The organism is Haliscomenobacter sp. (assembly GCF_033763495.1).
Classification (GTDB): domain Bacteria; phylum Bacteroidota; class Bacteroidia; order Chitinophagales; family Saprospiraceae; genus Haliscomenobacter.
Genome location: NZ_JANRKL010000204.1, coordinates 56,917 through 73,323 on the forward strand (window position 1 = coordinate 56,917; position 16,407 = coordinate 73,323).

General features: G+C 46.7%; 9 protein-coding genes and 1 pseudogene. 4 read left to right on the forward strand and 6 right to left on the reverse strand.

Annotation, left to right across the window (positions count from 1 at the left end):
* Positions 1 to 19 precede the first annotated feature (19 nt).
* Both SFV55_RS23870 and SFV55_RS23875 read right to left on the reverse strand, forming a co-directional pair.
* The gene (locus tag SFV55_RS23870) at positions 20 to 3,610 is read right to left on the reverse strand and encodes a VCBS repeat-containing protein (RefSeq protein WP_320032082.1); all 3,591 of its coding nucleotides are present in this window, start codon (positions 3,608 to 3,610) and stop codon (positions 20 to 22) included.
* A 107-nt stretch (positions 3,611 to 3,717) separates the two neighbouring features.
* Positions 3,718 to 3,948: a hypothetical protein gene (locus tag SFV55_RS23875; protein ID WP_320032083.1), complete on the reverse strand. Its 231-nt coding sequence runs from the start codon at positions 3,946 to 3,948 to the stop codon at positions 3,718 to 3,720.
* A gap of 157 nt (positions 3,949 to 4,105) precedes the next feature.
* Here SFV55_RS23875 and SFV55_RS23880 point away from each other — a divergent pair, with 157 nt between their 5' ends.
* Both SFV55_RS23880 and SFV55_RS23885 read left to right on the forward strand, forming a co-directional pair.
* Positions 4,106 to 7,339, forward strand: coding sequence for a TonB-dependent receptor (locus SFV55_RS23880; RefSeq protein ID WP_320032084.1), 3,234 nt, complete (start codon positions 4,106 to 4,108; stop codon positions 7,337 to 7,339).
* 168 nt (positions 7,340 to 7,507) lie between these two features.
* Complete coding sequence (locus SFV55_RS23885; RefSeq protein ID WP_320032085.1) at positions 7,508 to 9,247, forward strand: RagB/SusD family nutrient uptake outer membrane protein; 1,740 nt, start codon at positions 7,508 to 7,510, stop codon at positions 9,245 to 9,247.
* A gap of 381 nt (positions 9,248 to 9,628) precedes the next feature.
* Here SFV55_RS23885 and SFV55_RS23890 read toward each other — a convergent pair whose 3' ends face one another.
* The 3 genes from SFV55_RS23890 to SFV55_RS23900 form a co-directional block, all read right to left on the reverse strand.
* A complete protein-coding gene (locus SFV55_RS23890) occupies positions 9,629 to 10,003 on the reverse strand; it encodes a DoxX family protein (RefSeq protein WP_320032086.1) in 375 nt (124 codons plus the stop codon).
* A 141-nt stretch (positions 10,004 to 10,144) separates the two neighbouring features.
* On the reverse strand, positions 10,145 to 11,296 hold the full coding sequence (locus tag SFV55_RS23895) for a DUF819 family protein (protein ID WP_320032087.1): 1,152 nt from the start codon (positions 11,294 to 11,296) through the stop codon (positions 10,145 to 10,147).
* A complete protein-coding gene (locus SFV55_RS23900; protein WP_320032088.1) occupies positions 11,293 to 12,807 on the reverse strand; it encodes a M20/M25/M40 family metallo-hydrolase in 1,515 nt (504 codons plus the stop codon). The genes SFV55_RS23895 and SFV55_RS23900 overlap by 4 nt, the downstream gene beginning before the upstream one ends.
* Before the next feature lie 200 nt (positions 12,808 to 13,007).
* Here SFV55_RS23900 and SFV55_RS23905 point away from each other — a divergent pair.
* Both SFV55_RS23905 and SFV55_RS23910 read left to right on the forward strand, forming a co-directional pair.
* Positions 13,008 to 13,424 (forward strand): annotated as a pseudogene (locus tag SFV55_RS23905) (XisH family protein).
* Complete coding sequence (locus SFV55_RS23910) at positions 13,412 to 13,750, forward strand: XisI protein (protein WP_320032090.1); 339 nt, start codon at positions 13,412 to 13,414, stop codon at positions 13,748 to 13,750. Before SFV55_RS23905 ends, SFV55_RS23910 begins: the two are co-directional and overlap by 13 nt.
* 21 nt (positions 13,751 to 13,771) lie before the next feature.
* On the opposite strand, the gene SFV55_RS23915 is transcribed toward SFV55_RS23910, so the two are convergent.
* Positions 13,772 to 16,402 carry a WD40 repeat domain-containing protein gene (locus SFV55_RS23915; RefSeq protein ID WP_320032091.1) on the reverse strand — a complete coding sequence of 877 codons (2,631 nt, stop codon included), beginning with the start codon at positions 16,400 to 16,402 and terminating at the stop codon, positions 13,772 to 13,774.
* Positions 16,403 to 16,407: the final 5 nt, after the last annotated feature.

Consider the following 16,407-nt stretch of genomic DNA (forward strand, 5'->3'; position numbering starts at 1 on the left):
TTTAGATTTAACTTTTGAATTAAAATTTAATTACGCGTTTTTTACCACTAAAATCATACAAGGTTACCTCCTGAGTAGTTTTAGGAAGTACCATTTTTCGAGCGGATTGAGATAAAAATCCAGCTCCCTGATACAGTTCATAAAACAAGGTTTTTCCATCACCGAGTTTTACTTCAGCCCGCGCATCGTTTTGGGTGTAGGCCAACAATTTTGGACTTGAGTTATGGGGAGAAAACACTTGTAATGGCCCTCGGTTTTGGCTGGCTACAAAATACAACTCGCCCTTGGCACTACTCAATTGCACCAAACTTTTGGCATCGCCAGGCACATAAAATCCAGACTGTTGCAAGGAGCAATTTTTAAATCCACCTTTGCCATCTCCCAATAACAACAAGCCATTTAAGGCGTCACAATGCCCGGTAGTTACTTCCATGCCATAATCGTTGCCCACACAAAGGGCGTCGACCTGCCCATCAGCATTCCAGTCTCCGGCAAGCATGCCATAAATTGGGGCCAACTGAGCTGTAGTCGGCAGGGCCTCTATTGCAAATTTTCCTTTGCCTAGGTTGCGGATAAAGCTGCTTTGCAAATAGGTAGCAGTTAGGTGGAGCGGTTTAATGGTTGGAAAATTGCTCAAATATTGACTCATGTTGATTTGGGCAAACTCGGCGTGCATCAAGTAACTCCGCTTGCTCAGGATCAATTGTTTGTCCATGTCCAGGCGGTTGTGATAAGGGAATTCCTCTGGTTTACCTTTTTGATTGGGGAAAAACACCGAAGGAATCACATCATAGCCCTCGTTGCCGTCGAAATCTGCGGCGTATACGCCCAGGGGCTGTTGGGGAGAGGCTTTGAATAGGGTGTTCAACCCCAGGTTGCCCGCCAGGTAGTCAATATCCCCATCGGCATCAAAATCCGCTCCGACCAGGCTATTCCACCATCCTGGGTAGTTTTCCAGTCCACTCCCTTTTGTTGCATTGCTCAACTTCCCCTGATTGTTTTTAAACAGGGTAAGCGGCATCCATTCTCCGGCGAGCATCAAATCCACCCAGCCGTCCTGGTCGTAATCCGTCCACAAGGCATCGCACACCATGCCCAAATCATTCAATTGGGGGGCAACTTGATCATTTGCCAGCACGAATTTGGGCTTTCCTGCTTGGCTTTCATTGCGCAATAAATAACTGCTCTGAGGTTTGGGGTATTCCTTGTGTTTGGCGCGGCCACCAATAAAAAGGTCTAAATCACCATCCCGATCATAATCAGCTGCCCGGACGCAGGATCCACTTTTGAGGAAGGAAGGCAGGGCCCCCACTGCCGGACTGAATTTCCCATCATTATTAAGGTATAAAACATCCTGATAGGAAGGTTCCTCAGCAGGGTATTCCACCCCACCTCTGACCGAGTACAAATCCTGGTCGCCGTCCTCATCCACGTCAAAAAACAAAACGCCCAGGTCTTCGCCACGTTTGTCCCGGCCATCGGGCCCTTCCAACAAATCTTGTTCCGAAAAAGTACCATCTGGTTTCTGGATAAAGAAACGCCCTTTGCGGAAGTGCCCAGCTGATACAAAGAAGTCATCAAGTTGATCCCCATTGACATCAGTAACCGCAAGGCCAGGGCCATATTGGGATAGTTTGTGGGGCAAAAGAGGTTGCAGGTTAAAATCGATGAAATCTGTTTCGGTATGTACGTAATTCACTCCCGCTTTGGCAGTTACATTGTTGAACCAGGGTTGAATTGGTGGCGGTAGAGGTGGTGCTTGATTGAGTTTGGCATCCCGGTAGCTGATGTCCAGCACTTGATTGGCCTTGACTTGATTCAGTACTTGTTGTTTTTGATTGGGCCAGGTGATGATCACTTTATCCACCACTTCATTTTTGCCCAAACCAAAATGCGCCAGGGCCTGCATCGAAGAAAGGTAGCCCCGATAGATGCTGTGCTCCCAAACTTGTTTTTGCTTGTCGCCGTATTGGATTTCCACCCAGGCCCCCAAGCCCATGGGGTTCAGGGAATCGCCATGTAATTTTATGGATAACCACCCATTGGTGCGATCCCCGCGGTCATCGTCCGGTGCCCCCACGATGGCATTATTCCGAAAAATCGACGCCGGATCATTGATGTTGTTCACGACATAATCCAAATCGCCATCATTGTCCAAATCCCCATAAGCCGCACCATTGGAAAAGGAGTTTTCGGTAATCCCCCATTTTTCACCCATGTTTTCAAAAGTCAGATCACCACGGTTGCGAAACGCATAGTTTTTGAGTTTGACCGAAGGAATGTTGTCGTTCAAAAAACCGGGCGAAGCATAAGTGTTGGCGTTGGAGTTGTAATCTGCAAAGTCTAGGTCGGTTACATCTTTAGGGAAACCATTGGTAATGATCAGATCGCGATAACCATCCTGATCAAAATCTGCCGAAAGGGGCGTCCAACTCCAATCGGTTGAACTCACCCCAGCAAACATGGAAATTTCGCTGAACACGGGGGTGTTGGTTCCTGGAGCATTTCCCTGGTTAAGTTGAAGGGTGTTGCGCACATATTGGTGCACATATTTGAATTCTTCGAAATTCTGAAAGGTGTTGTAGTTGTTGGCGGGCAGCATGGTTTTGCGCCGGTAGTTGTCCTCGGGCATCATATCAACAGCAAGGATGTCCACCAGACCGTCGTTGTTCAGATCAACCACTTCGTTGCCCATTGCAGAGTAAGAAGTGTGTTTGAGGTATTCTCCCAATCGGTCGGTGAAGGTACCATCCTGATTGTTGATGTAGAGGTGATCGTTGGTAAGGTAATCATTGCTCACATAGATGTCTTTCCAGCCGTCGCGGTTCAGGTCGGTGATATTGATGGCCAGGCCAAAACCTTCACCTTTGATGCCTGCGGCCAAGGAAACATCGGTAAACACGGCATGTTTACGCACAGGATCCCAGTCGTTGCGGTACAGTTTATCGTGGTTAAAAGAGATCGAGTCAGGATTGCGGGTGTGGAATGAATTGGCTGAGAGGTTGTTGTTGTTCCTGCCTTTGCGCTGGTGGTTCACGGCAAGGTATAGGTCCTGGTCACCATCGTTGTCGTAATCCAAAAAGGCGCAAGCCGTAGTATGTGCGGTATCGGCAATGCCGTATTCCGGAGCCATTTCTTTAAAGGTGGGAATACCGTTTTTGTCGTTGCCCTGATTGACGTAAAACAAATTGGCCCGACGAGGCCCGGGCGAGTAAGTCATACAGGCCACGTAGATATCCATGCGGCCATCGTAGTTGAGGTCGGTAATGGCCACCCCGGATTTCCAACGCTCCTTCCCTCCTACGCCGGCTGTGGCCGTGATGTCTTCAAACTTCCAATCGCCTTTATTAAGGTATAACTTGTTTTCAACCTGATTGCCGGAAAAGAACAAATCCTGCAAGCCATCCTGGTTAAAATCCGCGATACCTACTCCCCCACCATTGTAGATGTACTCATAGGTCATGATGTTGAAGGAATCGTTGTCGGAGATGGTGTTGGTGAAGCTTACTCCCGTTTTTTGAGGGGACAGTTGCTCAAATTGATTTGAATTGCTGTTTTTGCAACCCAAAATGAAAAGAGATAGAATAAGAAGTATGTATAAAAATCTCATCGCCCGTTGGTTTATGGTAAGGCATTGTGCGCTAAATTCTACCTGAGCTTAAGAACCAAATATTAAGCCAACGTAAAATGTACTCCCCTTTAGGGCAGGGGGGGGGCTTAAGCTCCAGTATAGTCTTGCGCGCAATGCCAAAAATGGGAATCCCCCTTTTTTACCGCCGCAAGATAAATGCCTTTTGCTTTATTCTGAGCCAGCTCGAAAAGATTCTCTATTATTCTGAAAAAATTTTTTTTTGCATTTTTTCCGATGCCCAAGCCGCAATCGTTTGCACTAAAACGTTGATCTGGTAAGGCTTTGGGGATTCCATTATGTTTTTGGGGAAATGGCATTTCGTTGCACTTAAAATAAATATTTTCAACAAAATGCCAAATTTTATACCAAAACACTATTTTTGATGCATTATTCTTAAGTTAACGCTTTAGTAACATTGTGGTAATCGGGTTTGAATTACATTCTTATTTAACCAATCTTAAATTCTGCTAGTTCATGAAAAACAGCTATTCAGCTCTACTTCAGAGGCTTGCCGTATTCCTGCTGCTGTGCTTGCCGGCCATTGCAGTCATGGGACAACGGACGATCAGTGGAAAGGTCACTGACACCAATCGAGAAGGCCTTCCTGGAGTTAACGTTCTGCTAAAAGGTACTGCGACCGGTGTAGTTACCGAATTAGATGGTACCTTCTCCATGGAGGTGCCCAGCACCGGAGGCGCTCTGGTGGTCAGCTATGTGGGTTACCGCACCCTTGAGGTGGCACTGGACGCACAAAGCGCTTACAACATCACTTTGGAAGAAGACGTATCTACGCTGAAAGAATTGGTTGTAACGGGTTACACCATTGACAGCCGTCGGGAAGCAACGGGTGCAGTTTCAACTGTAAAGGCCAAAGACCTGGTACTGGTTCCTTCTGGTAACGTTGAGCAGCAGTTGGCTGGTCGCGTATCCGGGGTAACTGTAGTAACCAACGGTCAGCCTGGTACAACCAGCCAAATCCGCGTACGGGGCTTCGGTTCCTTCGGTGGTAACGAACCATTGTACATCGTGGACGGGGTTCCAGTTGGTTCTACCGACTTCCTCAATCCTGGTGATATCGAGTCAACTACCGTATTGAAGGACGCTGCGGCGGCTTCTATCTATGGTGCTCGTGCAGCCAACGGGGTAATCGTTTACACCACTAAAAAAGGCTCCAAAAGTGCCCGTAAATTGACGGTAACTTATGATGGTCTTTACGGTTTCACCGATCCAGGCAATGGCCAACCCATGATGAATCCTACTGATTTTGCGTTCTGGACTGCCAAGGGTAACGAAAACTCTGGTATCAAGACTACGCACCCTCAGTTTGGTACAATCGGCTTAGGCGGAGGTGCACCCGTTATTCCGGATTACCTCACTGTAGGTGCACAATCTGGGGTTGTTGGAAGTGTCAATTTGGAAGCTGAAAAAGCCAAATACAACGTTGACACCAAGCGTGGTTCCGTTTATCAGGTAGTAAAAGCAAATAAAGCTGGTACTGACTGGTACGATGAAATTACCCGTGTTGCACCAATCACCCGTCACTCTTTGGGTTTCTCTGGTGGTGGTGAAAACAGCCGCTTCTACTTTGGCTTAAGTACTCAAAACCAGTCGGGTATTATGCTGTACAATGAGTTCAAACGCCATACTTTCCGTTCTAACTCTGAATTCAACCTGACCAAAAGGTTCCGTATTGGCGAAAACATCCAATTCACCTATCGTCAGGTGTTGGGTCAAACTGGGGACAACGGTGGTCTGGGTGTAGGCGACGACGAAAACGACGTACTGCAAGCCTTCCGGATGCCATCCATCATTCCAGTTTACGATGAATTCGGAGGCTGGGCTGGTACGGCGGCTAAGGGTTTCAACAACCCTCGTAACCCTGTTGCCAACCGCGAACGTGGTAAAGACAACCGTAACTTTAACGCGGGTTTGTTTGGTAACATCTACGCAGAATATGACCTGATTGATGGCCTGACCTGGCGTACCAGCTTGGGTGGAAACTATGGTAGCTTCTACAACACCAGCTACTTCGGCATCCAATACGAAAACTCTGAAAACAACTCTGCCTTTACTTACGGTGAAGGAGGTGGTTTCAACTTTGGTTGGGTAGTGACCAACACTGCCAACTATAAGAAGAAATTTGGCATACATGGTATTGATGTCCTGGTTGGTCAGGAAGCCTTGAATACTGGTCGTTTCCGCAACATCAGTGGTAGCGGTTTGGATCCATTCTCTAATGATCCTGACTTCATCACCTTGCCAAACACCTCTCGCCAGCCTGTTAACAGCAACTATGGCAAAGGGGTTAACTTTGCTTCTTATTTCGGCCGTGTTGCTTACAACATGAACGACAAGTACATCGTGACTGCCCTGGTACGTCGCGACGGTTCTTCTCGTTTTGGTGAAAACAACCGTTATGGGGTCTTCCCAGCCTTCTCTGCAGCTTGGCGGATTTCTTCCGAAAAGTTCATGGAAAACCTGAAGTGGATCGACGATTTGAAAATCCGTGGTGGTTACGGGATCATGGGTAACTCCAACCAGGTTGACCCGAACAACCAGTTCAGCTTGTACGGCGGTAGCATTGGTGCTTCTTCTTATGACGTGAGTGGTACCAACTCCAGTGCAGTACTCGGTTTTTACCGGACTCGTATTGGTAACCCAGACGCAAAATGGGAAACTTCGGTTACCCAGAACATCGGTTTCGATGGTACCTTCTTCAATGGCAAATTGGACGTAATTCTGGACATTTGGAAGAAGAACACTCGTGACCTGTTGTTGCAAGTGCCAATTGCAGCTACCAATGGTGTAGACGCATCGGCTCCCTCTGTAAACATTGCAGAAATGTTCAACGGCGGGGTAGACATCCAGGTGATTACTCGTGGTAACTTGGTTGGTGACCTGAAATATGAACTGAACGTAACCGCAGGTACTTTGAAGAACGAAATTTCTTCTCTGGCTCCAGGTTTGACTTATTTGACTACTGTTAACCCAGGTTACCGTGGTCTGTTCCCAATCCGCAACCAGTTGGGTTATTCCATTTCTTCTTTCTATGGTTATGAAGTAACTGGTTTGTTCCAAACTGCAGAAGAAGTTGCGAATTCACCTGCTCAAGATGGTAGGGGCGTTGGCCGTTTCCGTTATGCGGACCTGAATGGCGACAACAAGATCGACGTTAACGACCGTACTTACCTGGGTAGCCCAGTACCTAAGTTCTCGGGTGGTATTGGTCTGACGCTGACCTACAAGAACATTGACTTTACTGCCTACGCCAACGGTGTATTCGGCAACAAGATTTTCAATGCCTCTAAGTGGTTTACCGATTTCTTCCCATCTTTCCAAGGAGCAGCCATTTCAGAACGTGTGAAGGATTCTTGGTCTCCAAGCAACCGTGGTGCTACCATTCCGATTTTCGAAACTGCTTCGAACTTCAGTACCAACACACAATCCAACTCCTTCTATGTTGAAGATGGTTCTTATGTTCGTTTGCAGAACCTGGGCTTGGGTTATACCCTGCCTGCTTCTACATTGGCTAAGTTGAAAATTTCTCGTCTGCGGGTATTTGCTTCTGCCAATAACTTGTTGACCATTACCAAGTACGAAGGTTTGGATCCATCAGTAGGTGGAAACGCTGATACTCAATTCGGTATCGACGTAGGTAACTATCCAATTACCAAGAGCTTTAACTTTGGTATAAACGTTGGTTTCTAAAATACTTAGTATGACGCAAAAAATTACTTCCCGATTTTTTTGAGGCTTTTGAATAGGAATCTCACTTGAAATGAAGCGTTCGATTTCCTATTCAAAACCCAAATCGGGAAGTTAATTTTTCTGCGTTCTTTAACTGCTTAAGTTGTTAAGCTAAATAAATGATCTAACATGAAAAATAGATTGCTCATTACTGGTTTTGCCCTGGCCCTGCTGGCCTTGATTGGCTTTGCCTGTAAAGATAGCTTTTTGGAGGTTGCTCCAACTGGTCAGTTGGCAAACGCCCAATTGACTACAACCAAGGGTATTGAAGCTGCCCTGATTTCTGTTTACGCTCAGGTAAGTGGTCGTGGCCGTCGGATGGTACACCCCATCAACTGGGTTTGGGGGAGTATTCGTGGTGGTGATGCCAATAAAGGGACCGACCCTGGGGACTTTTCGGACATCAACCCCATCCAGCGTTACGAAAACCAGTCTACGCAGGGGGTTATCCGTGACAACTTTGTAGGTTTGTATGAAGGTATTGCACGGGCCAACCTCGTGTTGCGTCTGATCGCTGATGCTCAGCCAGATGTAACCGAAGCGACCAAGACCAGCATGGCTGCTCAGGCTCGTTTTTTGCGTGCACACTTCTACTTCCAATTGAAGCGCAACTTCAACAATACACCTTATGTTGATGAGACTGTAGATTATGGTACTGGTATTGAAAAAGTGCCAAACAGCGCTGACCTGTGGCCTAAGATTGAAGCTGACTTCAAATATGCACTGGACAACCTGCCTGAAACTCAGGGCCAGGTTGGTCGGGTAAACAAATGGGCTGCTGCTGCTTACCTCGGCAAAACTTACCTGTATCAGAAGAAGTATGCTGAAGCAAAGGCACAATTCGATGCTTGTATCGCCAATGGTAAAACCAGCAATGGTAAGAAGTATGCACTGGAAGCCAAGTATGGTGACTTGTTCAAAGCTTCTAACGACAACAACGCTGAATCTGTATGGGCCTGGCAGGCAGCTGCCAACACTGGTAGTGTAAACAACGCCAACGCTGAATTTGACTTGAATTTCCCCTACAACACTGGTCCTAACGGCCCTGGTAACTGCTGCGGGTTCTTCCAGCCTAGCTTCGAATTGGTGAACTCTTTCCGCGTTGACGCCAATGGTCTTCCACTGTTGGATGGTAGCTACAACACTGGCGCCAACCAGGTGAAAACAGATATGGGTCTTACTTCTGCAAATGCTTTCACACCTGATGCAGGTACTTTGGATCCACGTCTCGACTGGTCAGTTGGCCGTCGGGGTATTCCTTTCCTGGATTGGCAAGATCACCCAGGTGCTGCCTGGATTCGCAACCAGCCCAACGGAGGTCCTTACTCTCCTAAGAAGTACACTTATTACAAGTCTGATATTGGCTCGCTGCAAGACAACAGCTCATGGACTCCTGGCTATACTGCTTTGAACTTCACCATCATCCGTTTTGCAGATGTGCTGCTGATGGCTGCTGAATGTGAAGTAGAAATTGGTAGCCTGGAAAAAGCGCGTGAATACACCAACATGATTCGTGCTCGGGCAGCTAACCCAGCCAGCTGGGTGAAGCGTGGAGATGGTTCTAACGCCGCAAACTATGTAATCGGTTTGTACAACACACCTTGGACTGACAAAAATGTTGCACGTACTGCTGTACAGTTCGAGCGCAAAATTGAATTGTCTGGTGAAGGCCACCGCTTCTATGACCTCGTACGTTGGGGTACTGCAGCTTCTGTTATCAATGCTTACCTGGCTTATGAAACACAGTTCCTGCCTAACACCTTGGGTGGAGCTAAGTTCACAGCTGGAAAGCATGAATTGCTGCCAATTCCACAAGATCAGATCGACATCATCGGTGCTGATATCCTGAAGCAGAACCCTGGCTACTAAGCCGCGGTTGTGAATAGGGTGTAGAGACGCACGGTCGTGCGTCTTCTGCAAACACGCCAATCGGGAGTAATCCTGGTTGGCGTTTTTTGTTGGTAGAGAGCCGAGATTCATCGTGGCTGGTAGGGCAAATGTTCGATGTGTTATCTGGCCCTTCTAAACGATATGCACGATCTAAAGCCCGCGCTCGTAGAGCCCACTCGCCTTAGCGAGCATTTTGGGATCGACGAGCGCCCCACGTAGTGGCAGGTAGGGTGCTCTACATAAACGAGATTCTTCTTTACGTGTAACGTTTTACTCCCCACTGCGTGGGCGCTCTTCGATCCCAAAATGCTCACTGCGTGAGCGGGCTCGACGATCGCAGGTACCAGAGCCTACCGAAAACTATACCGCCGTAGCTAGCTTCTTATGCCACAAAAAATACGAGGCCAACAACAAGCCAATAAAAATCAGCATAAAAAATACCTCCGGCTGAGGGCCTTCTACTTTGAGCAGGGAGAAAAATGCGCCAAAAAGGTCAAAGAACAAACCCGCATAAGCCCATTCCTTGATGCGCCGAAAGGAAGGAATCAAAATTGCAATGGAGCCCAAAATTTTCGCAACGCCCAAAAAGGGAATGATATACTCTGGATACCCCAAGCGGCCACTCAGCATCGCAACGGCTTCTGGAGCTAAAGTCACGTTGGAAATGGAGGAGAAAATCATGAAGGCTGCAAAAAGCCCAGTGACAATCCAATAGACAAGCGTAATTCTTTTCATGTTTCAAGCGTTTTAAGGAATGATTTAAAGATGTCAACTTACAACAAAAAATGGTTTTACAAAGATTAATTAACGCTATTTTTTTATCATTGTAGTGATGAAACGCTGAATACCTCGTAAAGGTAAAGTTGGAGCCTGTCCCTACAGCAGTCCAAACAAATAAATCGTCAACATTCCCCAACTGGTGCCCGTCACCATGCTCAAAATGGCCAATACAATCGCATGAGGCATCAACTCTTGCTTAAAAGCAGCGGTTACCGCGGGCGCTGTTGAAATTCCGCCCAGGTTAGCCATACTCCCAATCGCAACCCAGGCAATATTGGTTTTAAGCAAGCGGGCCACCAGGAGCATACAGCCAAAATGCAAAACCAGCCAAATCAATACCAGCCCAACCAGATTGAGTGGCAAAGAGAGATTTGCAAAATCAAGCTTTAGCCCAAGAATGGCCATGATCAATACAATTGAAAATCCGGCCATTTTTAGAACCAGCTTGTGGTTCCAGGCGGGAATCAAATTTCCCAATAGGATACCGGCAATGGACAGGACAACCACACTCCCAAGGAAACTCATTGGGATAAAATAGGTAAAGATCATAATGGCCAAAATAAAGCCCATGGTCAGGAGGTTGATGCGGAGCAAACCCATCCCCTTATTTGCTGCTGGTGCTTCGACTACTGGAATCTCGCCCTCTATTCCCCAAGCCCGATTAATCCGCTCACTCAATTTAATGAATTGAAACATGAGGATGGTCCAGATATTCACCAGAATATTGTCCAAAACCAAAATGGATAAAAACAAGGCTTCGGGTGTTTGGGCCAGTTCTTTCAACAAAAGTTGACTGGTACTCCCTCCGATCCAGCTCCCCACAATTGGTGGCAGTCCCTTCCAATAACCCTGTTCGAGAAAGATGGCTTTATTCTGAGGGTCTATCCAGCCAAATAGCAACACCAGCGCTACTGGCAAAGTGGCGATCACAAAGGAACCGGAAACAAAAACAATAATCGGCTTTATTCCAACAATCTTCAGCTGTTTGAAGGAAAGCGCGCTCATCACCGTCAGGATGGCGAATGGGATGATCCATTTTTTGCTCCAATCGTGCAATACTACTTTGGATAAATCAAGGCCCAGGGCATGCGTAAAGGCCGCTGGAATGACATAAGCAAATAAGATCGCCGGAAACCAGTCCAGCAGCACTTTGACCCATCTGGACTTGACATTCCCAATGTAAAATACAAAAGCAAGGGTGAGTGAAACCAGGGCAATTGAGGTGATTAGTGCTTGTTGATCACTCATAATTGCTGGGTTAAAATGCCGAGGCACATTTTTAAACCTTCGTGGAAATTTCCAAGCCTCAGATTCTCGTTAGCAGCATGGATATTGCTGTCCGGATTAGGTATCCTTACAGAAACAGCAGGTAATCCCAAGGTGGAAATAAAGGGTTCTATGGGCTGAGAGCCCCCGGTTGCCTGGAGCCTGACGTAAGTACCTGCCCCTAAAGCTCGATCCAATGCCAGGCCTAACCAAACGCCAATTGGAGAATCCAGGGGGGTCTTGAAAGGTTTTGATCCGATCCTCGATTCCAATTGCACCAATTTGGGAAATTGTTTGCGTTGAGCCTCAGTGGGTAAAGAATCCAGGATGATAAAGCCCTGCGCTTCGATGTGTTTTTTCAGCAATAGAATTTGCCGTTCGGCGGGTGTTTCAGGAACCAGTCGCATGTCAATTTCTGCCAGGGCGGTAGCTGGAATCACCGTTCGCACCTGATCCCCCACGTCGGCAGCTTGCAGCCCTCTGACATTCAAAGAGGGATATTGCAGGGCTTCTTGGTAAGTATCACCAACCACTTCAGCCTGGGCAATTCCCAGGGTTTCCAACAATTCAGCCTTGTCCTCTGCCGATTGGTTGATGAGTGCTTTTTGGGCTTTGCTGAGCTTTACTCCGTCGTAAAAGCCTGGAATCAATACCCGGCCGTTTTCATCCTTCATGCTCGCCAATAAGCGGGAAAGGGCAAAGACGGGGTTGGGCGCAAAATTGCCATACTGCCCGCTGTGCAAGTCGCTTCGTGGGCCAAAAACGGTAAGTTTCAAGGTGGCGATTCCCCTTGCGCCGAAGGTAAGGTTGGGCACATTGCCAGGTGGGCGAGTGCCATCCATGATCAGCATTACCTTGGCTGAAAATTGATTCCGTTTTTCTTCAACCAGCGCTGGAAGGCTTGGCGAACCCAGCTCTTCCTGGAAATCCATGATCATTTTGATGTTGAAGGCGGGTTGAATTTTTTCCCGTTGAAGAATTTTTAGCGCATGTAAAAACGCAATGGCTGGTCCCTTAGAATCTGAAGAAGACCGGGCAAATATTTTCCAGTTTGGGTCCCATTGCTGTTGTAGTTTGCTCCAGGCTATTTCCTGGCAATCCTTTTTGTTGCATTCCTTGAGCACGGCAAGGAAAGGGTTGGCCTGCGACCATTCAGAAGAATCCACCGGTTGACCGTCGATTTGTAGGTAAACCAACACAGTAGGTGCCGAGGGGTTGAAGGTTTTTTCTGCCAGCAAATGTTTGACCCCATCGGAAACGAGTACAGTCGTTTTGAAGCCCAAGGATTGGCATTCTCGCTCACACCAGGCCAGGTTTTGATCAATATGGGCGGGTATTCGGCCAAAATTGGGCAGGCTTAAAAAATCTTTAAGTGTAGTAAGGCCCTCTACAAAGTAATCATCTGCCAGTTTTTGGATCTTTTCTTTTTTCAAACTTTGAGCAAAGCTTGAAAAAAGAACCAGGCTTAACACAATGGTTATCGTAATTCTCATTTCTTTATCCCGAATTTTTTCATGAAGACATCAAGCGTCAAAATTTTTAATCACAAAGGAAAAAAGAGGACTCAAAGTACACAAAGACTGGATGTTGACGAAGTTTTTAGTCAAAAACATGGTATTTCAAAGGCATGCCTTTGAATTCTTTGTGTCTCATCCTACTTTGAAATGTCTCAAAACCCAACTATATTTGTCATATGGCAAGAAGAGACCTATACCATGATGCCGTTCGATCTGCCCTAGAAAAAGAAGGTTGGACAATCACTGCTGATCCTCTAGATTTAACCATTGGTGAAGTCGAGTTATTTGCAGATTTAGGTGTAGAAAGAGTGCTTGCGGCAGAAAGAGGAACTGAAAAAATAGCAGTAGAGATAAAATCCTTTGTTGGTCAATCTCCAGTCTCTGAATTCCATAAGGCATTAGGGCAATACGAAAACTACCGCCTCTCTTTGGAAGAATTAGACCCAACTCGTGCGGTATGGTTGGCGATACCTGATGAAGCCTAGAACGATTTTTTTCAAAGGCCATTTATCCAAAAAGCGGTCAATCGACATCAGATTGAATTGATTATCTTTAGTCCTGACAATGAAACCATCATCCAATGGATAAAATAATCCAATATCAACAAATCATCTTGGAGCTTTTGCAGGAGTATGCTTCTATTAACAAAAGCCTCACTCCAAATGTAAAATCACAAATGATTATAGACAAGGACAACCACCACTACCAACTCCTTTCCATTGGTTGGCACAATAACCGCTATGTCTATACCATTGCGTTTCATTTTGACATCATAGAAAACAAAATTTGGATCCAGCAAAACAATACCGATCTCCTCATTGCCGATGAGTTGGTAGAAAAAGGAGTCGAAAAATCTGACATCGTTTTGGGTTTCATCTCGGAAAAAGCCCGAAACTATAGTGGGTATGCAATGAATTAAACGGAAAGCACCCCAAAAAATCTATTCCTCCTCCTTCCACAGCCCATCCGCCTTCGCCTCCAATTCCTTTGCCTTCGCCTCCTTTCCATCATCCCGATACACCGCCGCCCATTTGCGCAGCATCTTCGCCCAATCCATGCGAATGAGCAGCTCATCCTGTAGTGCAAGTGCCGCCGTGTAGAGCCGATTGGCGCGGGCATACGGCGCCTCTACCCTACTGAGTACATTGCTACCCCCGGCTTGCGCTGCCGCCAGATCGGCAAAGGCTTTGATTTGCCATACTTCGCAAGTAGCGATGAGTTTGGCTTCGTTGTTGGGATGGAGATCGAGGAGGGTTTCGAGGTTGTAGGAGGCGAGTTGTGCTGCGCTCAGGCCTGATAGTTGTCGGTTTTTGCCCTGCAGCGTGCTGCGCCAGCCTTCGGGGGTAAAGTCCCAAATTTTGGCCGTTTGATCTGTAGACCCAGTTGCGAGCCTTTTCCCATCGGGGGAAAAAGCGACGCTGGTGACCTTGGAAGTGTGTCCTTTTAGGTTGAGGATTGGCCTACCAGAGACCAAGTCCCAAATTTTGGCCGTTTTGTCGGAAGACCCAGTGGCGAGTCTTTTCCCATCCGGAGAGAAGATGACACTCAATACCTCGTCAGTATGCCCTTGCAGGTTGAGGATTTGTTTGCCAGAGATTAAGTCCCAAATTTTGACTGTATTGTCTGTAGCTCCAGTTGCAAGTTTTTTGCCATCCGGAGAGAAGGCTACACTATTGACGATTGCTGCAATCCAAAATTTATGGGGTGGTTTATCGGATCCGAGATACCAAATTTTGGCCGTTTTATCCACAGACCCAGTGGCAAGTCTTTTGCCATCTGGAGAAAATGTGACGCTTTTCACGGAGGCAGAATGATCATATAGGCTTTGAGGTAGCTTATCAGACCCGAGATTCCAAATATAGACATTCTTGTCAAAAGACCCCGTGGCGAGTTTTTTGCCATCCGGAGAGAAGGCTACACTATAAACGGACTCCTTATGGCCATTGAAGTCCTGAGTTGGTTGACCGGTGGCAATGTCCCAGATTTTTGCAGTATTGTCGGAGGCCCCGGTGGCGAGTTTTTTCCCATCTGGAGAAAAGGCGACACTATTGACATATTGGGTATGCTCTTGAAAGCTGAGAATTGCTTTATAGGAGTCTAAATCCCAGATTTTTGCAGTGTTGTCTCCTCCTCCTGTTGCAAGTTTTTTCCCATCTGGGGAGAATGCAACACTCCATACAAAGGAGGTGTGCCCACTAAGGCTAAGGATTTGTTTATCCGATTCGAGATCCCAAATTTTGGCCGTTTTATCGGAAGACCCAGTGGCGAGTTTTTTGCCATCCGGGGAAAAGGCCATGCTCGTTACCTCATCATCGTGCCCTAGAAGATTGAGGATTAGGTTACCGGATTCGAGGTCCCAAATTTTTACTATTTTATTGAACGCAGACCCAGTAACGAGTTTTTTACCATCTGGAGAGATTGCAACATTTTCGGCGAATGGTGGTAATCCACTGATGCTGCGAATTAGGTTACCGGATTCAAGATCCCAAATTTTGGCTGTTCTGTCGTGGGATCCGGTGACAAGTTTTTTACCATCCGGGGAGAAGGCAACACTGTTGACGAAATCTTTATGCACAAAAGGACTGAGCAATGGTTTACCAGAATCGACGTCCCAGATTATTGTAGTATTGTCGAAAGACCCGGTGGCGAGTTTTTTACCATCTGGGGAGAAGGCGACACTCAATACATCATTCTTATGCCCAGCGAGGTTAAAGGTTGAATCACCTGATTGCAGATCCCAGATTATGGTGGTATTGTCGTAAGAGCCAGTGGCAAGTTTTTTGCCATCTGGGGAAAATGCGACGCTACTGATCTCATCATTTGCTTGTAAGCTAAGGATTGGTTGACAAGAGGAAAGATTCCAAATTTTTGCGGTTTTATCCATGGACCCTGTTGCGAACATCTCACCATCTGGAGAGAATGCTATGCTCGTTAGCTTGTCCGGAAACTCCCTAAGGCAGAGCATTGGTTTACCAGTATCGAGGTCCCAAATTTTGGCTTTACCAGCAGACAAAGTAGCGAGTTTTTTGCCGTCTGGGGAAAATGCAACGCTCGATACAACAGACGTATGCCCAGACAACGTTGCTGACCAGTAAAGGGGGGAGTGCATTGAATCATCATTGTAATAAAGAGCCTCCATCAAGGCTCTAGTGACCTGAGGATTGTCTACCTCTACATAACGATGCGCTAAGGTGGCCAGTTGAAAGGCTGAAGTGCGGTCACCGTCACGCAGTGCAGTTAGGCTTTTATATGCCAGGTCATTGGCATAGGTTGTAAGTATTTGACGGCGATTGGCTTCTGCGAGTTCTGCTGCCCTTTCTTTCTCTTTTTTTATCGCCTCAAAAGCCCGCTTCCGCAGTGCTTTGATTTGGTTCTTTTTCTCTAGGTTATTCCCCGCAAAATTCTCCGCATCATCCAAATTGGCCAACACCTTCTCATACTTATCCTTTGCCTTGGAAGTTTTTAAAATCTGTTCTGCCTTTTGAAAAGCGCATTCAAAAGAATTACAAGGCTGCTGCGCGTGAAGCTGCCCAATCCATAAAAACAATAGAATAAGCCCTATCTTTTTCATCTCCT